Source organism: Thioclava sp. PTB-PU3-1 (genome assembly GCF_055666785.1).
On record NZ_JBVNVL010000008.1, the window covers coordinates 2,501 to 17,451 of the forward strand.

Annotated in this window: 12 protein-coding genes, 1 tRNA gene and 2 rRNA genes (1 of these 15 cut by a window edge); 9 read left to right on the forward strand and 6 right to left on the reverse strand. The window is 61.9% G+C overall.

Annotated features, from left to right (window positions below; translation table 11 throughout):
• The 3 genes from ACZ7GB_RS17500 to ACZ7GB_RS17510 form a co-directional block, all read left to right on the forward strand.
• Positions 1-2,627, forward strand: a 23S ribosomal RNA gene (locus ACZ7GB_RS17500) (it extends 205 nt beyond the left edge of the window).
• A gap of 85 nt (positions 2,628-2,712) precedes the next feature.
• Positions 2,713-2,827: ribosomal RNA gene (gene rrf / locus ACZ7GB_RS17505) — 5S ribosomal RNA — on the forward strand.
• Between the two features lie 196 nt (positions 2,828-3,023).
• Positions 3,024-3,100, forward strand: a tRNA-Met gene (locus ACZ7GB_RS17510).
• Between the two features lie 166 nt (positions 3,101-3,266).
• Here ACZ7GB_RS17510 and ACZ7GB_RS17515 read toward each other — a convergent pair.
• Genes ACZ7GB_RS17515 through ACZ7GB_RS17525 form a run of 3 tightly spaced genes read right to left on the reverse strand, consistent with a single transcriptional unit; the run spans position 3,267 to position 7,647 of the window.
• Complete coding sequence (locus tag ACZ7GB_RS17515) at positions 3,267-5,303, reverse strand: oxidoreductase (RefSeq protein WP_472159738.1); 2,037 nt, start codon at positions 5,301-5,303, stop codon at positions 3,267-3,269.
• Between the two features lie 39 nt (positions 5,304-5,342).
• Positions 5,343-6,413 (reverse strand): FAD-binding oxidoreductase, encoded by a 1,071-nt coding sequence (locus ACZ7GB_RS17520; RefSeq protein ID WP_472159740.1) that lies wholly within the window; start codon positions 6,411-6,413, stop codon positions 5,343-5,345.
• Between the two features lie 4 nt (positions 6,414-6,417).
• Positions 6,418-7,647 (reverse strand): aromatic ring-hydroxylating oxygenase subunit alpha, encoded by a 1,230-nt coding sequence (locus tag ACZ7GB_RS17525; protein ID WP_472159741.1) that lies wholly within the window; start codon positions 7,645-7,647, stop codon positions 6,418-6,420.
• A 144-nt stretch (positions 7,648-7,791) separates the two neighbouring features.
• Here ACZ7GB_RS17525 and ACZ7GB_RS17530 point away from each other — a divergent pair, with 144 nt between their 5' ends.
• Complete coding sequence (locus ACZ7GB_RS17530) at positions 7,792-8,688, forward strand: LysR family transcriptional regulator (RefSeq protein WP_472159743.1); 897 nt, start codon at positions 7,792-7,794, stop codon at positions 8,686-8,688.
• A gap of 154 nt (positions 8,689-8,842) precedes the next feature.
• Here ACZ7GB_RS17530 and ACZ7GB_RS17535 read toward each other — a convergent pair whose 3' ends face one another.
• Both ACZ7GB_RS17535 and ACZ7GB_RS17540 read right to left on the reverse strand, forming a co-directional pair.
• Entirely contained in the window at positions 8,843-9,073 is a 231-nt protein-coding gene (locus tag ACZ7GB_RS17535; RefSeq protein ID WP_472159745.1) for a hypothetical protein, read from the reverse strand.
• A 253-nt stretch (positions 9,074-9,326) separates the two neighbouring features.
• The gene (locus ACZ7GB_RS17540; RefSeq protein WP_078570853.1) at positions 9,327-10,172 is read right to left on the reverse strand and encodes a hypothetical protein; all 846 of its coding nucleotides are present in this window, start codon (positions 10,170-10,172) and stop codon (positions 9,327-9,329) included.
• 331 nt (positions 10,173-10,503) lie between these two features.
• On the opposite strand from ACZ7GB_RS17540, the gene ACZ7GB_RS17545 reads away from it, so the two are divergent.
• The gene (locus tag ACZ7GB_RS17545) at positions 10,504-11,433 is read left to right on the forward strand and encodes a hypothetical protein (RefSeq protein ID WP_472159747.1); all 930 of its coding nucleotides are present in this window, start codon (positions 10,504-10,506) and stop codon (positions 11,431-11,433) included.
• Positions 11,434-11,480: 47 nt separating this feature from the next.
• Here ACZ7GB_RS17545 and ACZ7GB_RS17550 read toward each other — a convergent pair whose 3' ends face one another.
• Complete coding sequence (locus ACZ7GB_RS17550; RefSeq protein ID WP_472159749.1) at positions 11,481-12,401, reverse strand: LysR substrate-binding domain-containing protein; 921 nt, start codon at positions 12,399-12,401, stop codon at positions 11,481-11,483.
• Between the two features lie 76 nt (positions 12,402-12,477).
• Between ACZ7GB_RS17550 and pcaD the strand changes: the two genes are divergently transcribed.
• From pcaD to pcaG, 4 genes are read left to right on the forward strand one after another with little or no spacing between them, the layout of a single operon-like run.
• Positions 12,478-13,263: a 3-oxoadipate enol-lactonase gene (gene pcaD / locus ACZ7GB_RS17555; protein ID WP_472159750.1), complete on the forward strand. Its 786-nt coding sequence runs from the start codon at positions 12,478-12,480 to the stop codon at positions 13,261-13,263.
• Positions 13,250-13,630, forward strand: coding sequence for a 4-carboxymuconolactone decarboxylase (gene pcaC / locus ACZ7GB_RS17560; protein WP_078549859.1), 381 nt, complete (start codon positions 13,250-13,252; stop codon positions 13,628-13,630). The genes pcaD and pcaC overlap by 14 nt, the downstream gene beginning before the upstream one ends.
• Positions 13,627-14,349, forward strand: coding sequence for a protocatechuate 3,4-dioxygenase subunit beta (pcaH, locus tag ACZ7GB_RS17565; RefSeq protein WP_472159751.1), 723 nt, complete (start codon positions 13,627-13,629; stop codon positions 14,347-14,349). Before pcaC ends, pcaH begins: the two co-directional genes overlap by 4 nt.
• Complete coding sequence (pcaG, locus tag ACZ7GB_RS17570) at positions 14,349-14,948, forward strand: protocatechuate 3,4-dioxygenase subunit alpha (RefSeq protein ID WP_472159752.1); 600 nt, start codon at positions 14,349-14,351, stop codon at positions 14,946-14,948. The genes pcaH and pcaG overlap by 1 nt, the downstream gene beginning before the upstream one ends.
• Positions 14,949-14,951: the final 3 nt, after the last annotated feature.

Here is a 14,951-nt window from a genome sequence, read left to right on the forward strand (position 1 = left end):
GTTATAAGAGCGAACCCGGGGAACTGAAACATCTAAGTACCCGGAGGAAAGGAAATCAACAGATACTCCGCTAGTAGTGGCGAGCGAACGCGGACCAGCCGAGCCATGAGAATGACCAGAATGATCTGGAAAGATCAGCCAGAGCGGGTGACAGCCCCGTATGGGAAGTTCAATTGGACGTATTAAGTAGGGCGGGACACGTGTAATCCTGTCTGAAGATCGGGGGACCACCCTCGAAGGCTAAGTACTCCTTACTGACCGATAGCGAACCAGTACCGTGAGGGAAAGGTGAAAAGCACCCCGACGAGGGGAGTGAAACAGTTTCTGAAACCGGACGCCTACAAGCAGTCGGAGGAGCCTTGAGCTCTGACGGCGTACCTTTTGTATAATGGGTCAACGACTTGGTCTATCGAGCAAGCTTAAGCCGTTAGGTGTAGGCGTAGCGAAAGCGAGTCTTAACAGGGCGAATGAGTTCGATGGATCAGACCCGAAACCAGATGATCTAGCCATGTGCAGGCTGAAGGTGAGGTAACACTCACTGGAGGGCCGAACCGACACCCGTTGAAAAGGGTCCGGATGACGTGTGGCTAGGGGTGAAAGGCCAATCAAATCTGGAGATAGCTGGTTCTCCGCGAAAGCTATTTAGGTAGCGCGTCGATTGTATTCTCCCGGGGGTAGAGCACTGCATGGATGATGGGGGCCCACAGCCTTACTGAGTCTAAGCAAACTCCGAATACCGGGAAGAACTGATCGGCAGACACACGGCGGGTGCTAACGTCCGTCGTGGAGAGGGAAACAACCCTGACCAACAGCTAAGGCCCCCAATTCATGGCTAAGTGGGAAAGCATGTGAGACTTCCAAAACAACCAGGAGGTTGGCTTAGAAGCAGCCATCCTTTAAAGATAGCGTAACAGCTCACTGGTCTAGTCAAGAGGTCTTGCGGCGAAGATGTAACGGGGCTCAAGCCATGAGCCGAAGCTTTGGATGCACAGTGATGTGCGTGGTAGCGGAGCGTTCTGTGATATAGAACGCTGCCTCCTTATCTCCTTCGGGAGTATTGGAGGCAATGTTCTGACTGTGAAGCCGGGCTGTAAGGCATCCGGTGGAGTGATCAGAAGTGAGAATGTTGACATGAGTAGCGACAAACAGGGTGAGAGACCCTGTCGCCGAAAGTCCAAGGGTTCCTGCTTAAAGCTAATCTGAGCAGGGTAAGCCGGCCCCTAAGGCGAGGCCGAAAGGCGTAGTCGATGGGAACCAGGTTAATATTCCTGGGCCATGTGGTGGTGACGGATTGCGAGGGTTGTTCACACTTATCGGATTGTGTGGGCCGCTTAGCAGTTCCTGGAAATAGCCCCACTATCGGACCGTACCCGAAACCGACACAGGTGGACTGGTAGAGAATACCAAGGCGCTTGAGAGAACCACGTTTAAGGAACTCGGCAAAATGCCTCCGTAAGTTCGCGAGAAGGAGGCCCCATTCTCACGCAAGTGAGGGTGGGGGGCACAAACTAGGGGGTGGCGACTGTTTACTTAAAACACAGGGCTGTGCGAAGCCGTAAGGCGACGTATACAGTCTGACGCCTGCCCGGTGCCGGAAGGTTAAAAGGAGGAGTGCAAGCTCCGAATTGAAGCCCCGGTAAACGGCGGCCGTAACTATAACGGTCCTAAGGTAGCGAAATTCCTTGTCGGGTAAGTTCCGACCTGCACGAATGGCGTAACGATCTCCCCGCTGTCTCAAACGTGGACTCAGCGAAATTGAACTGTGTGTCAAGATGCACACTACCCGCGGTTAGACGGAAAGACCCCATGAACCTTTACTATAGCTTCGCACTGGCATCAGGCATGTGATGTGCAGGATAGGTGGTAGGCTTTGAAACGGGGACGCCAGTCTTCGTGGAGCCATCCTTGAGATACCACCCTTCGCCTGCTTGATGTCTAACCGCGGTCCCTTATCGGGATCCGGGACCCTGCGTGGTGGGTAGTTTGACTGGGGCGGTCGCCTCCCAAAGTGTAACGGAGGCGCGCGAAGGTTGGCTCAGACCGGTCGGAAATCGGTCGTTGAGTGCAATGGCAGAAGCCAGCCTGACTGCAAGACTGACAAGTCGAGCAGAGACGAAAGTCGGCCATAGTGATCCGGTGGTCCCGAGTGGAAGGGCCATCGCTCAACGGATAAAAGGTACTCTGGGGATAACAGGCTGATGGTGCCCAAGAGTCCATATCGACGGCACCGTTTGGCACCTCGATGTCGGCTCATCTCATCCTGGGGCTGGAGCAGGTCCCAAGGGTACGGCTGTTCGCCGTTTAAAGAGGTACGTGAGCTGGGTTTAGAACGTCGTGAGACAGTTCGGTCCCTATCTGCCGTGGGTGTAGGATACTTGAGAAGAGTTGCCCCTAGTACGAGAGGACCGGGGTGAACGGACCACTGGTGGACCAGTTATCGTGCCAACGGTAGTGCTGGGTAGCTATGTCCGGACAGGATAACCGCTGAAAGCATCTAAGCGGGAAGCCCCCTTCAAAACTAGGTATCCCTTGAGGGCCGTGGAAGACCACCACGTCGATAGGCTGGAGATGTAAGCGCGGCAACGCGTTCAGTTGACCAGTACTAATTGCCCGATTGGCTTGATTTGATCCGGTAGAAGCCAGACCTCTGGCTCCGATCATAATCAAAAGCTGCATAGCAACTTGACTTGAACTTCATCGCTTCTTCCTCGGTTTGGTGGTCATAGCACGAGCAAAACACCCGGCTCCATTCCGAACCCGGCCGTTAAGTGCCGTCGCGCCAATGGTACTGCGTCTTAAGACGTGGGAGAGTAGGTCACCGCCAAACCTAGAAAGAAGCGATAAAACTTCATCTCTCAAACAACGATGACAAACAAAATCCCGATCGCAAAAACATAAAGCCCTCGGGAAACAAACGCGGGATGGAGCAGCCCGCAATCGCTACAAACTCTCCTCGAGAGTTTGCCTAACGCGATCGCCTCGTCAGGCTCATAACCTGACAAAAAGGGCAAACGCTCAACGGACGCGGGATGGAGCAGCCCGGTAGCTCGTCAGGCTCATAACCTGAAGGTCGTAGGTTCAAATCCTACTCCCGCAACCAAATCTTCTAAAGCATATCAAACGCTTAGCCTCGCTCCCCGCGAGGCTCTTTGCGTTTCAGATGGCCTGAAGGTAGGACTTCCTTTTCACTGACCGCAGCCTGCGCGGTGTGCCGCAGGCTCTCGTGTCGTGGGAGACTGGGGCGTGCCGTTCCCCTGCAACCGAGATCAGACCGTGCGCATCAGCCGCAGGGCGTCGTAGATTGCTGCGTGAGTATTGCGCGCGGCCACGGCGTCGCCGATGCGGAAGAGCTGATAGGCGCCGCTCGGGTTTCGCGTGACCGTTTGCGGCTGGCCGGCGATCAGGGCTTCGTAATCGACTTCGCCCTGATTGGTCGCGTCTTCGCGAAGATCGAAATAGATGTCGTCGAGCGGGCGGGTGCCGTGATTGACGACGACCTGATCGACATGACGCTCGCGGGTGAAGGGGCCATAATCGCTGCCGACGCGCGCGACCAAGCCGTTTCCGTCCTTCGCGACGCCCGTCAGTTTCCAAAGCACGGTGAAGGTCACGTCGCGGGCCTGCAATTCGCGTAAGGACGGGGTTAGCGACATCGCCATGACCTCGGAGGAGAAATTGCGGTCGCGCGTCATGACCTCGACCTTGGCACCGCTGGCGGCGAGGGTCTCGGCGGCCTGAAGGGCGGCGTAGTCGCCGGCGTCGTCATAGATCAGCACGTTGCTGCCGGGGCGGGCGTCGCCCGAGAGGATGTCCCAGGACGAGACGACGAGATCGTCGCCTGCATCCAGCACCTCGGTATGCGGCAGGCCGCCGGTCGCGATCACGACGACATCGGGCTGTTCTGCGCGGATCGTGTCCGCGTCGGCATAGCTGTTGAACCGGAAACTCACGCCGAGACGCTCGCATTCCGCGAAACGCCATTGGATCAGCTGGATCATCTCGTGGCGGCGCTTGGATTGCGCGGTCAGGCGGACCTGTCCGCCGGGATCGTTGGCGGCCTCATGCACGATGACCTCATGACCGCGTTCCGCAGCCACGCGGGCGGCCTCGAGCCCCGCCGGACCGGCCCCGACGATGACCACGCGGCGCGGCGCATCGGCCTTAGCGATCTCATGAGGAACTTCCAATTCGCGCCCGGTCGAGGGGTTGTGCAGGCACAGCGCCATGCCGCCCTGATAGATCCGGTCGAGGCAATAATTCGCGCCGACGCAGGGGCGGATACGCTCTTCCTCGCCGCGCATGATCTTGGCGACGATATGCGGGTCGGCCATATGGGCGCGGGTCATGCCGACCATGTCGAGCTTGCCCTCCGCGATCGCGTGCCGCGCGGTGGCGACATCCTGAATCTTTGCGGCGTGGAAGGTCGGGAACTTGGTGGCGGCGCGGATCTCCCCCGCGAAATCGAGATGCGGCGCGCTTCGCATGCCCTGCACCGGGATCACGTCGGTCAGGCCCGCATCGGTGTCGATATGGCCCTTCACCACGTTGAGGAAATCGACCATGCCGCTGTCTTTCAGACGCTGCGAGATTTCCAGCCCCTCTTCGCGGGTGAGGCCGCCGGGCAGGTCCTCGTCACCGGTGTAGCGCACGCCCACGATGAACTCCTCGCCCACCCGCGCGCGGATCGCCTTGAGCGTGTCGAAAGTGAAGCGCAGACGGTTCTCGAGACTGCCACCATAGGGGCCCTCCAGATCGTTGGTCAGAGGCGACCAGAACTGATCCATCAGGTGGCCATAGGCTTGCAGCTCGATCCCGTCGAGCCCTGCCGCTTTCATCCGCTCGGCGGCGTCGGCGTAGTCCTCGATGATGCGCGCGATGTCCCAATCCTCGGCCTTCTTCGGGAATGCCTTGTGCGAGGCCTCGCGTTCATGGCTCGACGAGACGACCGGAAGCCAGTCGGCCTTGTCCCAGCGGGTGCGACGGCCGAGATGGGTCAGCTGGATCATCACGGCGCAATCGTGCTCGTGGCAGGCATCCGTCAGGTCCTTCATCCAGCCGACGACCTCGTCTTTCCACGCGAGGATGTTGTTGAAGACCGGCGGGCTGTCGCGGGCAACAGAAGCGGAGCCTGCGGTCATCGTCAGCGCCACGCCCGCGCGCGCCCGCTCGACATGATAGGCGCGGTAGCGATCCTTGGGCATCCCGTCCTCGGGGTAGGCGGGCTCGTGGCTCGTGATCATCAGGCGGTTCTTCAGCGTCAGATGCTTGAGCTGATAGGGCTGCAGAAGCGGATCACTGGACATGGGCGGACTCCTTGAGGTCGGGTCTTGAGGGTAGGGGCGTCAGGCGTCGATCGAGACGTCGCCGATCGGGTTCGAGCAGCAGGCGAGAACGTAGCCTTCCTCGATCTCGTCATCGGTGATGCCGCCGTTGTGGACCATGTGGACCTGACCGCCCTTGGTCTTGATCTTGCAGGTGCCGCAGACCCCGAAGGTGCAACCAGACGGCAGCGGCACGCCCGCGGCCCTTGCGGCGGCGAGCAGGGTTTCGGTCTCCTTGATCTTCGCGGTCTTGCCGGATTTGGCGAAGGTGACCTCGACGGCGGCATCCTCGTCGGGGGTCACGTCGTCTTCGGGTTCGACTGGGCGGTCGGCGATCGGGGCGTTGAAGCTCTCCTGATGGTAGTGGTCCATGTCGAACCCCAGACCGGTCAGCGCCTCGCGCACCGCGCGCATAAAGGGTTCGGGGCCGCAGCAGAACACTTCACGCTCGAGATAGTCGGGGGCTGCGAGACCGAGGATGAGCTGGTTCAACTGCCCTTTGATCCCGGTCCAGGGCGCGTAGCGATCCTGCTCCTCGACCACCCAGGTCAGCGCGATGCCCGGCAGGCGCGAGGCCATATGCTCCAGCCGTTCGCGGAAGATGATCTCCGACGGACGACGCGCGCAATTGATGAAGACGATGTCCGGGTCGCTGCCCGCGTCATAGAGCTGCGTCGTCATCGACATCATCGGAGTGATGCCGGAGCCTGCCGAGATGAACAGGTATTTCGACGCCGGATGAACGACGTTCGAAAACATCCCCGCCGGTCCCAAGGCCTTGATCCGCATGCCGGGGCGCAGATTGTCGAGCATCCAGCGCGTGCCAAGCGAGTCCTGTTGCGCCTTCACCGTGACGGTGAGCGAGGTGGGCCGCGATGGCGAGGAGGAGATCGTGAAAGTCCGGTGCAGCGGGCCGCCCGCCACCGGCAATTCGAGCGTCACGAACTGCCCGGCATTGAAGTGGAACAGCGCCCCCGAGGGCGGGCGAAAGGTGAAGCTCGCCGTATTCGGGGCCTCGGGCAGGAAGTTGACGCATTCCAGCGGTTCGTCATCGGTCCAGAACTGAAGGAGCGGTTGAGCATTTGCAGCCATGAGCCTACTCCGCCGCGACGCTGCGCGGGGCAATCGCGCGGGTCATGGTGTCCGCATACCAGTCGACGAACTGGATCACGCCCGACTCCCAATCCGGGCTGTAGGGGCCCGGCGTGTAGGCCGGAGAATTGATGCCGCGCTGGTTGTCCTCGACGATCTCGCGATCCTGATCGTTGGTGGCGATCCAGACCTCCGTCAGGCGCTGCAGATCGTAATCCACGCCTTCGACCGCATCGCGATCCACGATCCAGCAGGTCGTCACCTCGGTTTGCGTGGGGCTGATCGGCATCACCCGGAAGGTCAGCGTGATGTCGGGCAGGAAGTGGTTCCAGGTCGACGGGTAGTGGAATTTCAGCAGCGATCCCGCATCGGGCAGAGCGACGCGGCCGAGGGGACGCCGCACTGCCGCCTGACCGTCCATCGTGTAGCTGACGGCATTGTCCTGCAGCGGCATCCGCGCCAGACGGTATTGGCCGTCGCCCCCCAGACGGAATTGCGCCGGCGCGCCGGATGCCTCGCAGCGGTCGAAATGCCCCTGAAGCCGGGCTGAGATCGAACCATCGGCGGAGACGCCCGCGACTTCCGGGTCGAGCGGGAAGGAGTTGCACAGCTCGGGGTGGTTGCTCGAGCAGTGATAGCACTCGCGGTTGTTTTCCCAGACCAGCTTCCAGTTGCCTTCCTCGATGATCGACGAGGTGAAGGCGACCTTGCCCCGGTGCAGGTCGTGGACCTCCAGATAGGGGCGCGCCATGGCCGCGAAGGCCTCGAAATCCGGGGCGTCATCGGCCAGACAGACATAGATCAGGCCGCAGAGATCGCGGGTCTGAACGGCATGCAGGCGATGCTCTTTCGGGTCGAACTCCGGTCCCATCTCGCGCGCCCAGAGCAGGCTGCCATCGAGATCGTAGGTCCACTGGTGATAGGGGCAGACGAGCTTGGCTACGCGCCCGCCGGACGCCTTGCACAGGATCGAGCCGCGGTGGCGGCAGGTGTTGTGAAAGCCCCGGATCTCGCCGTCGCTGCCCTTGACCAGAATGACGTCATAAGCCCCGATCTTCAGGCGCGCGTAGTCGCCGGTCTTGACCAACTGACAGGCCGGAATCGCATAAAGCCACTCGCGGTAGTAGATATGCTCGAGATCCTCCTCGAAGATGCCCGGGTCGGTATAGAAGGCCCGGTCGAGAGAATACCCGGGTTTGCGATGTGCGAGCAGATCGGCAAGAGGAGGTGTCACGGGCGCGGCCTTTCCTATACAAGCGTGATTTCACCTCATTTCAAATTTGCTTTTTCGTGCCTCTCAACGTCATAAATATTCATCCCGGGTGAGTTCAGCTCACCTAAGACATATTTCGACACGGAATGGTTCGAAACCGACATCATGCAGCGCCCCTATGATCTTCCCTCGCTTAGCTCACTGAATTGTTTCGAAGCTGCTGCCCGAAAATTAAGCTTCAAGGCGGCGGCGTCAGAGCTGAACGTGACGCCGACCGCCGTCAGCCATCAGATTCGGGCGCTCGAGACGGAGCTCGGTCAGCAGCTGTTCCGCCGCCAACACCGCGGCGTCGAATTGACCGAGGCCGGGGCCTATCTTTTCAACGCCGTGCAGCGCAGTTTTGAAGCCATATCCGACGTGGTGAGGGATATGCGCGGGCCTGTCGCGGAGGACGACGTGATGGTGCTGGCCTCGACCGCAGTCAGCTCTTTGTGGCTTACCCCAAAACTGACGGAGTTCTGGCTGAACCATTCGGATATCAACGTCTCGCAGATCGTGAGCGACGCGGTGGATTTGGAAGCGACCGTCGATCTCAGCCTGCATTACGGCGAGTTTCCCGAGGGCGATGAAAGCTGCACGCAGCTTTTTCAGGACCGTATCTGCGCGGTGGGCTCGGAGGCTTTTGCTGCGCGCTATGCCATCACCTCCGCGCATGACTTGCACCGCGTCCCCCTGATCCACATCACGCGCGAGCGCCATCGTTGGACCGAATGGCCCGATTGGCTGTCCGAGCTCGGCGCTCCGCAGTCGACCGGCAAACGGATCACCGTCAATAACTACATGATCGGGCTGCAGATGGCGAAGGAAGGCGTCGGCGCTCTGCTTGGCTGGGACGGTCTGGTCGGCCACCTGATCGACGCCGGAGAGCTCGTCGCGCTCGGGTCAGAAAGCGTCGTGTCGCCACAGTGCTTCTACATCAAGGTTCACCGCCGCGCGTCCGCAAAGGCGAAGAAATTCCGCGACTGGCTGGTCGCGCAGAGCGTCACGAAGGTAGATGGCTGACCAGAGATAATCGCGAGGGTTCGCTCGCTTCGAACGCATCGCACAGGCATTTGCCACGTCCCTAAGCGCTCAGGCGCGAAGGTTTAGGGCCGGGGGGGGGGGGCACCGCCCGTGAGCGGTCGCGCCGACAAAGAAGGCTCAGAGGCCGCAATTCTCAGGTTTTACTCTCATCCGGTTCCCCGGCGATTTCGGGATCGTTGTAGTCGTTGGGATCGAAGTCGTCAGGGTCGAACACGTCCTCTTCTTCCGCGATGCCGGTCACGTAGGAGGTTCCCGTCTCTTCATCGAAGATCAGACCGTAGTTCGCGCGTCCCTCCGATCTGAAACGGAGAAACTCGTGAATGCCCGCGTAGAGAGCGACGAACACGAACGGCAAAAGTATCACGGCAGCAAGTATCTGAGCGCTAATGGCGGACCTCCTCCGGGCTGAACAGCAAAGGCGGATTGTCTGTGGCTGCAAGCCGGGTCAATGAAACAGCAGGCTAACATCATCTGGATGCAGGTTCGAGCACTCGGGCGTTCAGTGTGACCTGCATCTGAGCAAAAAGATGGGTCAGCGGACCGTCGAGGTCAAGGCTGGGCGCGGGCAGGGACTGCGCTTTCGCACCTGGCGTCGAGTGCCGGTGCCCCCCGCCGCCTCAGGCGTCTACGGGTTTCACCTTGGGCGGGATCGGGGCCTCGGACGGGTCGATCCCGTGCTTCTGCAACGCCTTGTGCATGTAGCTGCCGCGCCGCGGGCGGTTGTTCTCTGCCTCTTCCAGACGGGGCTTCATCCGGCGTGCCCACATATGCACCGCATAGGTGTCGTCGGTCAGGAAATCCGTCTCCACGTCGAAGCGCGACATGATCATCTTGTTCCGGTTCTTGAACGGGATCGGATAGAAGGCCTGTTGCGAGAGCGCATGGTCCCATTCGCCGGTCTCGCGCAGGAAGTGGCTCAACGCGGCAGGGCCGGTCAGCCCCCATTCCTGCTCGGAGAAATGCACCGGTTCGCCGCGGTCGCGGGCTGCGCGCAGTTCCTCTTGCTGTTCTTCTTTCAGCCATGGCCCGATCGCATAGGGGTCGGCCACGAAATCCAGCAGCCCGCGCAGCGTCTGCGACTCCGCAGGCAAGCGCATCACCGCGTTGCAGATCAGGTGCGGCTTCTCCAGCCCGAACACGTAATCATCTTTGAAATCGAAGGGTTTCACGCAAAGCACATCGGCATCGACCCAGATGTAATCGGTCTTCTCCATCAGATGCAGGCGCCACAGATCGGCATGGATCGCGGGGCTGCCGGTGCGCTTGTGGCGGATGATTTCGTCGCCCGGAAAGATCTCGCGCGCGTCGCGCAGCGTCACGCCGGGCGGGGCGTTCGGGATCAGGTTGTAGCAATAAAGCAGCGTGTCATGGCCCGCATCGACGAAAGATTTCAGGCTCAGCTGTTCGAGCCAGGACAGGCGGTCTCCGATCCACAGGGTCGCGATCGTCGGCAGTTGGGACAAGGGTAGGCTCCTGTTTGGAAAGGTCTTTCGCGGCGGTCAGGCTGCGTGGGGGCGGTATCCGGTAAGTTCGGTGGAGACGTCGGGCGTCCAACGGGGGCGAGAATGCACGAAATCTCGTTCACAATATGACGGGGTCGATCCATTCTGCATCCTGCGGCTCAGGCCACATTCTGCGCTCCGCTTCCCTGTTGCCATAAATGTGCCCGATCTCTTTGGTTTTTCTTATCTCGCCCTCGCCGTGACGATAGCACCAAACCATCCGTATGTAATTGATCGGCGCAAGAAAAAATGTCAGACCTCAACGGATCCCGAGCAGGAAAAAGCGATTTCGATGGCCGATGATTTCGAAGACGACGCCGCAGGTGATGAGTCCGGGCTCGAGGAGAAGCTGCCCGATTGGTATCGCGAGATTTTTCCCGCAGGTCCCCGCGACGGGTTCTATGAAAAGCTCGGGGCTCATGCGCTGATCCATGTCGCGCGCGACCCGGCCACGCTGGTCGTGACGTTCGATAACCTCTCGGATGCGGGCTATCCCGGCTACGACATCCGGCCCTGGGCCGAGAAATTCATCCGCGACAATGGCTGGAGCCATCTGGGCGTGGTGGCGCAGGGCCCGACATGGTTTCGCGACGCGCGGCTGATCGCCCGGATGGAGGCATTGCGTGATCAGGGCTTTTTCGAAGGATACGCACGGGTCGTGATGACGGGCACCTCGATGGGCGGCTTCGGCGCGCTGGCCTTCGCCGATCTGGCGCCGGGCTGCGACGTGGTGGCCTTCAGCCCACAGACGACGCTCGCGCGCGATTTGGCTCCGTGGGAGCGGCGCTTTGCGCGGGGGCGCGACCAGGACTGGTCGCTGCCGCGCTCGGATGCGGCTGAACATAGCGGTGCTGCGGCCAAGGTCTGGGTGATCTGCGATCCCTTCCTGCAAGAGGATATGCGACAGGTCGGGCGTCTGCCGCGCGATAACGTCACGCTGCTCAAGGCATTCGGGCAGGGGCACAAGACGGCGCTGGTGTTGCGCCGGATGGAGCTTCTGAAGGCGGTCATTGCGCGCGCGGTCACGGGCGAGCTGACCGAGGGTTGGTATTATCGGTCGACCCGAAGCCGCAAGGATATCTACCTTTATCGCAAGGTGATGGAAGACCATCTCGCCAGCCGTGGCAAGGAGCATCGCATCCCGCGTCTGGTCGCGGCTTTCAAGGCGCGCAGGCAAGCGCAAAGACAGGCGCGCGCTGCGGCGACCTCGCCCGGATCATAACGCCTTTTGAGGTGTAATACGCCGGGGCAGGGCGGCTTGCCCGCGCCTCAGCCCGGCGTCGCCTCGCGCACGCGGGCGGCCTCATGCATCATCGCGGTCAGCCGGGCGACTTCGGGCCGTTCGGTCATCTCGTGCTTCATCGTCAGCCCGACCGCGCCCGACATGAACTGCGCGCCCAGCGGCAGGCTCACCAGAAGCCCCGAGGCCAGTTCGCGCGCCACCACGCCGCGCGAGATGAACCACAGCATATCCGACCCCTCCAGAAGCCCGAGCCCGGTCGCGAGCGAGACAGTCTCGATCGGGCAGCGCGGCTCGGTGATGCCTTGTGCGCCCAGATAATCGTCGACGATGCGCCGGATGATCGCGCCGCGCGTGGGCAGGATCACGTCGCATTGGCGTAGCGCCTCGGGGGCGGGGCTGTTTGCGAAAGGATGGCCCGCGCGCGCCGCGAGGATGACCTCTTCCTCATAGAGGAAATCGAAGCGCAGCCCGGGCATGTCGGCTGCGGCCGGCATCCGCCCGATCATCAGGTCCAGCGCGCCGGAGCGGATCCGGTCGAGCAGATACAGGTTCGGCCCGGTGCTGATCGAGAGCCGCGTGCCCGGATGAGCGCGGCTGAAGTCGAGCGCCACGCCCGGAAAGATCGAGCCCGCCACAGTGGGCAGCGCGCCCACATTGATCACGTCGCCGATCCCGTCGCCGCTCAGCGCAGCGGCGCCTGCCTCAAGCTCCTGCAGCGCCTGTATCGCATGGCGGCGAAACGCCTCGCCCGCGGGCGTCACGGTCAGGCGCCGTCCACGCCGTTCCAGCAGCGCGCCGCCCAGCATCGCCTCCATCTCGGAGAGGGTTTTCGACAGGGCAGGCTGTGAAATCCCCTGTTTGCGCGCCGCAGCGGAGACGCCGCCCGCCTCGATCGTGTCGAGAAAGGCGCGGATGTGCCGCAGCTTGAGACCTTTATGCATAGCCATGGGGTTATGGATTAACGTGCATTTTATATTTGGCTCAAGCGAAAACTTCAGAAAAGATTATGACGGGAGGAAGAGGATGCACGCACTTATTTGCGACTGGGGGCATATCCATTACCGCGAAGACGGTGTGGCACAGGGCGTTCCGGTTATATGTCTGAACTCGCTGGGCACCGATCTGCGGATGTGGGATGGGCTTGTCGCCCCGCTCTCCGGCTATCGTCTGGTGCGCATGGACAAGCGCGGCCACGGGCTGAGCGCGACCTCTGACGTCGCCCCCACGATCACCGATCTGGCGCGCGATGCATTGGCGGTGGCCGATCATCTGGGCATCGAGCGTGCGGTTTTCGTCGGCTGTTCGATCGGCGGCATGATCGCGCAGGAGATCGCGCGGATCGCCCCGGAACGCGTGCTTGCACTCATTCTCAGCAACACCGCCGCCAAGATCGGCACCGAGGAAAGCTGGGCCGAGCGGATCGCCACCGTGGAAAGCCAGGGCCTGCCCGCGATGGCGCAAGGCGTGATCGAGCGCTGGTTCGGTCCCACCTTCCGCGCCCATCCCGATTGTGCGCTCTGGGTGACCGAAGTCGCGCGCACCGACGCCAAGGGCTATGCGAATTGCTGCGCGGCGCTCGCCGGGGCCGATCTGCGCGACGCTCTGTCCGAGATTTCCGCCCCGACGCTGGTGATCGCGGGCAGCCATGACGGCGCAACCCCGCCCGAGCAGGTCATGGAGATGGCCGCCGCCATTCCCGGCGCGCGGGCCGAATTGATTGAAGGCGCGGGGCATATTCCCGCAATCGAGGCGCCCGAGCAGCTGGCGCGCCTCATCACTGAATTTCTGAAGGAGCATGAGCGTGTCTGAGCGATATGAAGCAGGGATGGAAACGCGCCGTCGCGTGTTGGGCGACGCCCATGTCGACCGCGCCGATGCGGGCAAGACCGAGTTCGACGCGCCGTTTCAGGAATTCATCACCGAAGGCGCCTGGGGCTCGGTCTGGTCGCGGCCCGACCTGACGCCGCGCGAACGCTCCATCGTGACGATCGCGCTTCTGGCCGCGCAGGGCAATCACGAGGAGATCGCGATGCATACCCGCGCCACCGCCAACACGGGGGCCACGCCGGAAGACCTGCGCGAAGCGATGCTGCATGTCGCGGTCTACGCGGGCGTGCCCCGCGCCAATCACGCGATCAAGATCATCAAGGAAACGCTGAAGGAGATGGGCCAATGACCGGTCGTTTGATCCCCCGCGAGGCCGGTATCCATCCGCCTCTCTTCACGCCAGCCTACAAGACCTCGGTGCTGCGCAGCCCTCAGCGCGCGCTGATCTCTTTCGACAGTTCGCCCAGCGAGGAGACCGGCCCGACCTTCGGCCATGTAAAGCTCGGCGCGCTCGATAACGACCTGTTGCTGAACTACGCGCGCCCCGGCACCAGCGCCATCGGCGAGCGGATCATCGTGCACGGTCGGCTTCTGGACGAGAACAACCGGCCGATCCCGAACGCGCTGATCGAGATCTGGCAGGCCAATGCGGGCGGGCGTTACCGCCACAAGAAAGACGGCTATCTGGCGGCGCTCGATCCCGATTTCGGCGGCTGCGGGCGCACGATCACCGGCGCGGACGGCTCCTACGCGTTCCGCACCGTGAAGCCCGGTGCCTATCCGTGGCCCAACGGTCCGAACGAATGGCGTCCCGCGCATATTCACTTCTCGATCTTCGGCCACAGCTTCGGCCAGCGTCTGATCTCCCAGATGTATTTCGAAGGTGATCCGCTGATCGCGCGCTGCCCGATCGCACAGACGATCCCCGACAAGGCCGCGCTCGACCGGCTCGTGGCGGCGCTCGACATGAGCGAGACGAAACCGATGGACGCGATTGCCTATCGCTTCGACATCGTGCTGCGCGGCCACCGCCAGACCCATTTCGAAAACCGCCCGGAGGGATTGTGATGGTGCAGAAATTCGACAAGCCGATCCTGACGCCTTCGCAAACGGCAGGGCCTTACGTCCATATCGGTCTCGCCCCCGAGGCCTGCGGCATCGAGGATGTGCCCTTCGAGACGCTGGGCCGCGAGATCGCCGGGCCGGAGGCGAAAGGCGACCGGATCAAGATCACCTGTCGCGTCGTCGACGGGGGCGATCTGCCGCTGCGCGACTGTCTCGTCGAGACCTGGCAGGCCGATGCCGCCGGTATCTATCCGGGGCAGGAGGGGGCCGACCCGGCTGTCTCCGGTTTCGGCCGTATGCCCGCCGATTTCACCACCGGCGAGATCACCTTCGAGACGATCAAACCCGGTGCGATTGCGCTTTCGGGCGACCGCAAGACGCCGCCGCATATCTCGTTCTGGATTTTCGCGCGCGGGATCAATCACGGGCTGCACACCCGGATGTATTTCCCCGAGGACAATCTGTCGGGCGACCCGCTTCTGGCGCGGATCGAGCATCGCGACCGGATCGCCACGATGGTCGCCGAGGCGACCGGCCCGGGCGAATACCGCTTCGACATCCGTCTGCAAGGTGCAGGCGAAACCGTCTTCTTCGATATCTGAGCC

Bases quoted from the DNA above. Each gene is read 5' to 3' on its own strand.
- pcaG (WP_472159752.1), top strand. From the start codon at position 14,349: ATGGTGCAGAAATTCGACAAGCCGATCCTGACGCCTTCGCAAACGGCA.
- pcaH (WP_472159751.1), top strand. From the start codon at position 13,627: ATGACCGGTCGTTTGATCCCCCGCGAGGCCGGTATCCATCCGCCTCTC.
- ACZ7GB_RS17530 (WP_472159743.1), top strand. From the start codon at position 7,792: ATGCAGCGCCCCTATGATCTTCCCTCGCTTAGCTCACTGAATTGTTTC.
- pcaC (WP_078549859.1), top strand. From the start codon at position 13,250: ATGAGCGTGTCTGAGCGATATGAAGCAGGGATGGAAACGCGCCGTCGC.
- ACZ7GB_RS17520 (WP_472159740.1), bottom strand. From the start codon at position 6,413: ATGGCTGCAAATGCTCAACCGCTCCTTCAGTTCTGGACCGATGACGAA.
- ACZ7GB_RS17545 (WP_472159747.1), top strand. From the start codon at position 10,504: ATGGCCGATGATTTCGAAGACGACGCCGCAGGTGATGAGTCCGGGCTC.
- pcaD (WP_472159750.1), top strand. From the start codon at position 12,478: ATGCACGCACTTATTTGCGACTGGGGGCATATCCATTACCGCGAAGAC.
- ACZ7GB_RS17515 (WP_472159738.1), bottom strand. From the start codon at position 5,303: ATGTCCAGTGATCCGCTTCTGCAGCCCTATCAGCTCAAGCATCTGACG.
- ACZ7GB_RS17550 (WP_472159749.1), bottom strand. From the start codon at position 12,401: ATGGCTATGCATAAAGGTCTCAAGCTGCGGCACATCCGCGCCTTTCTC.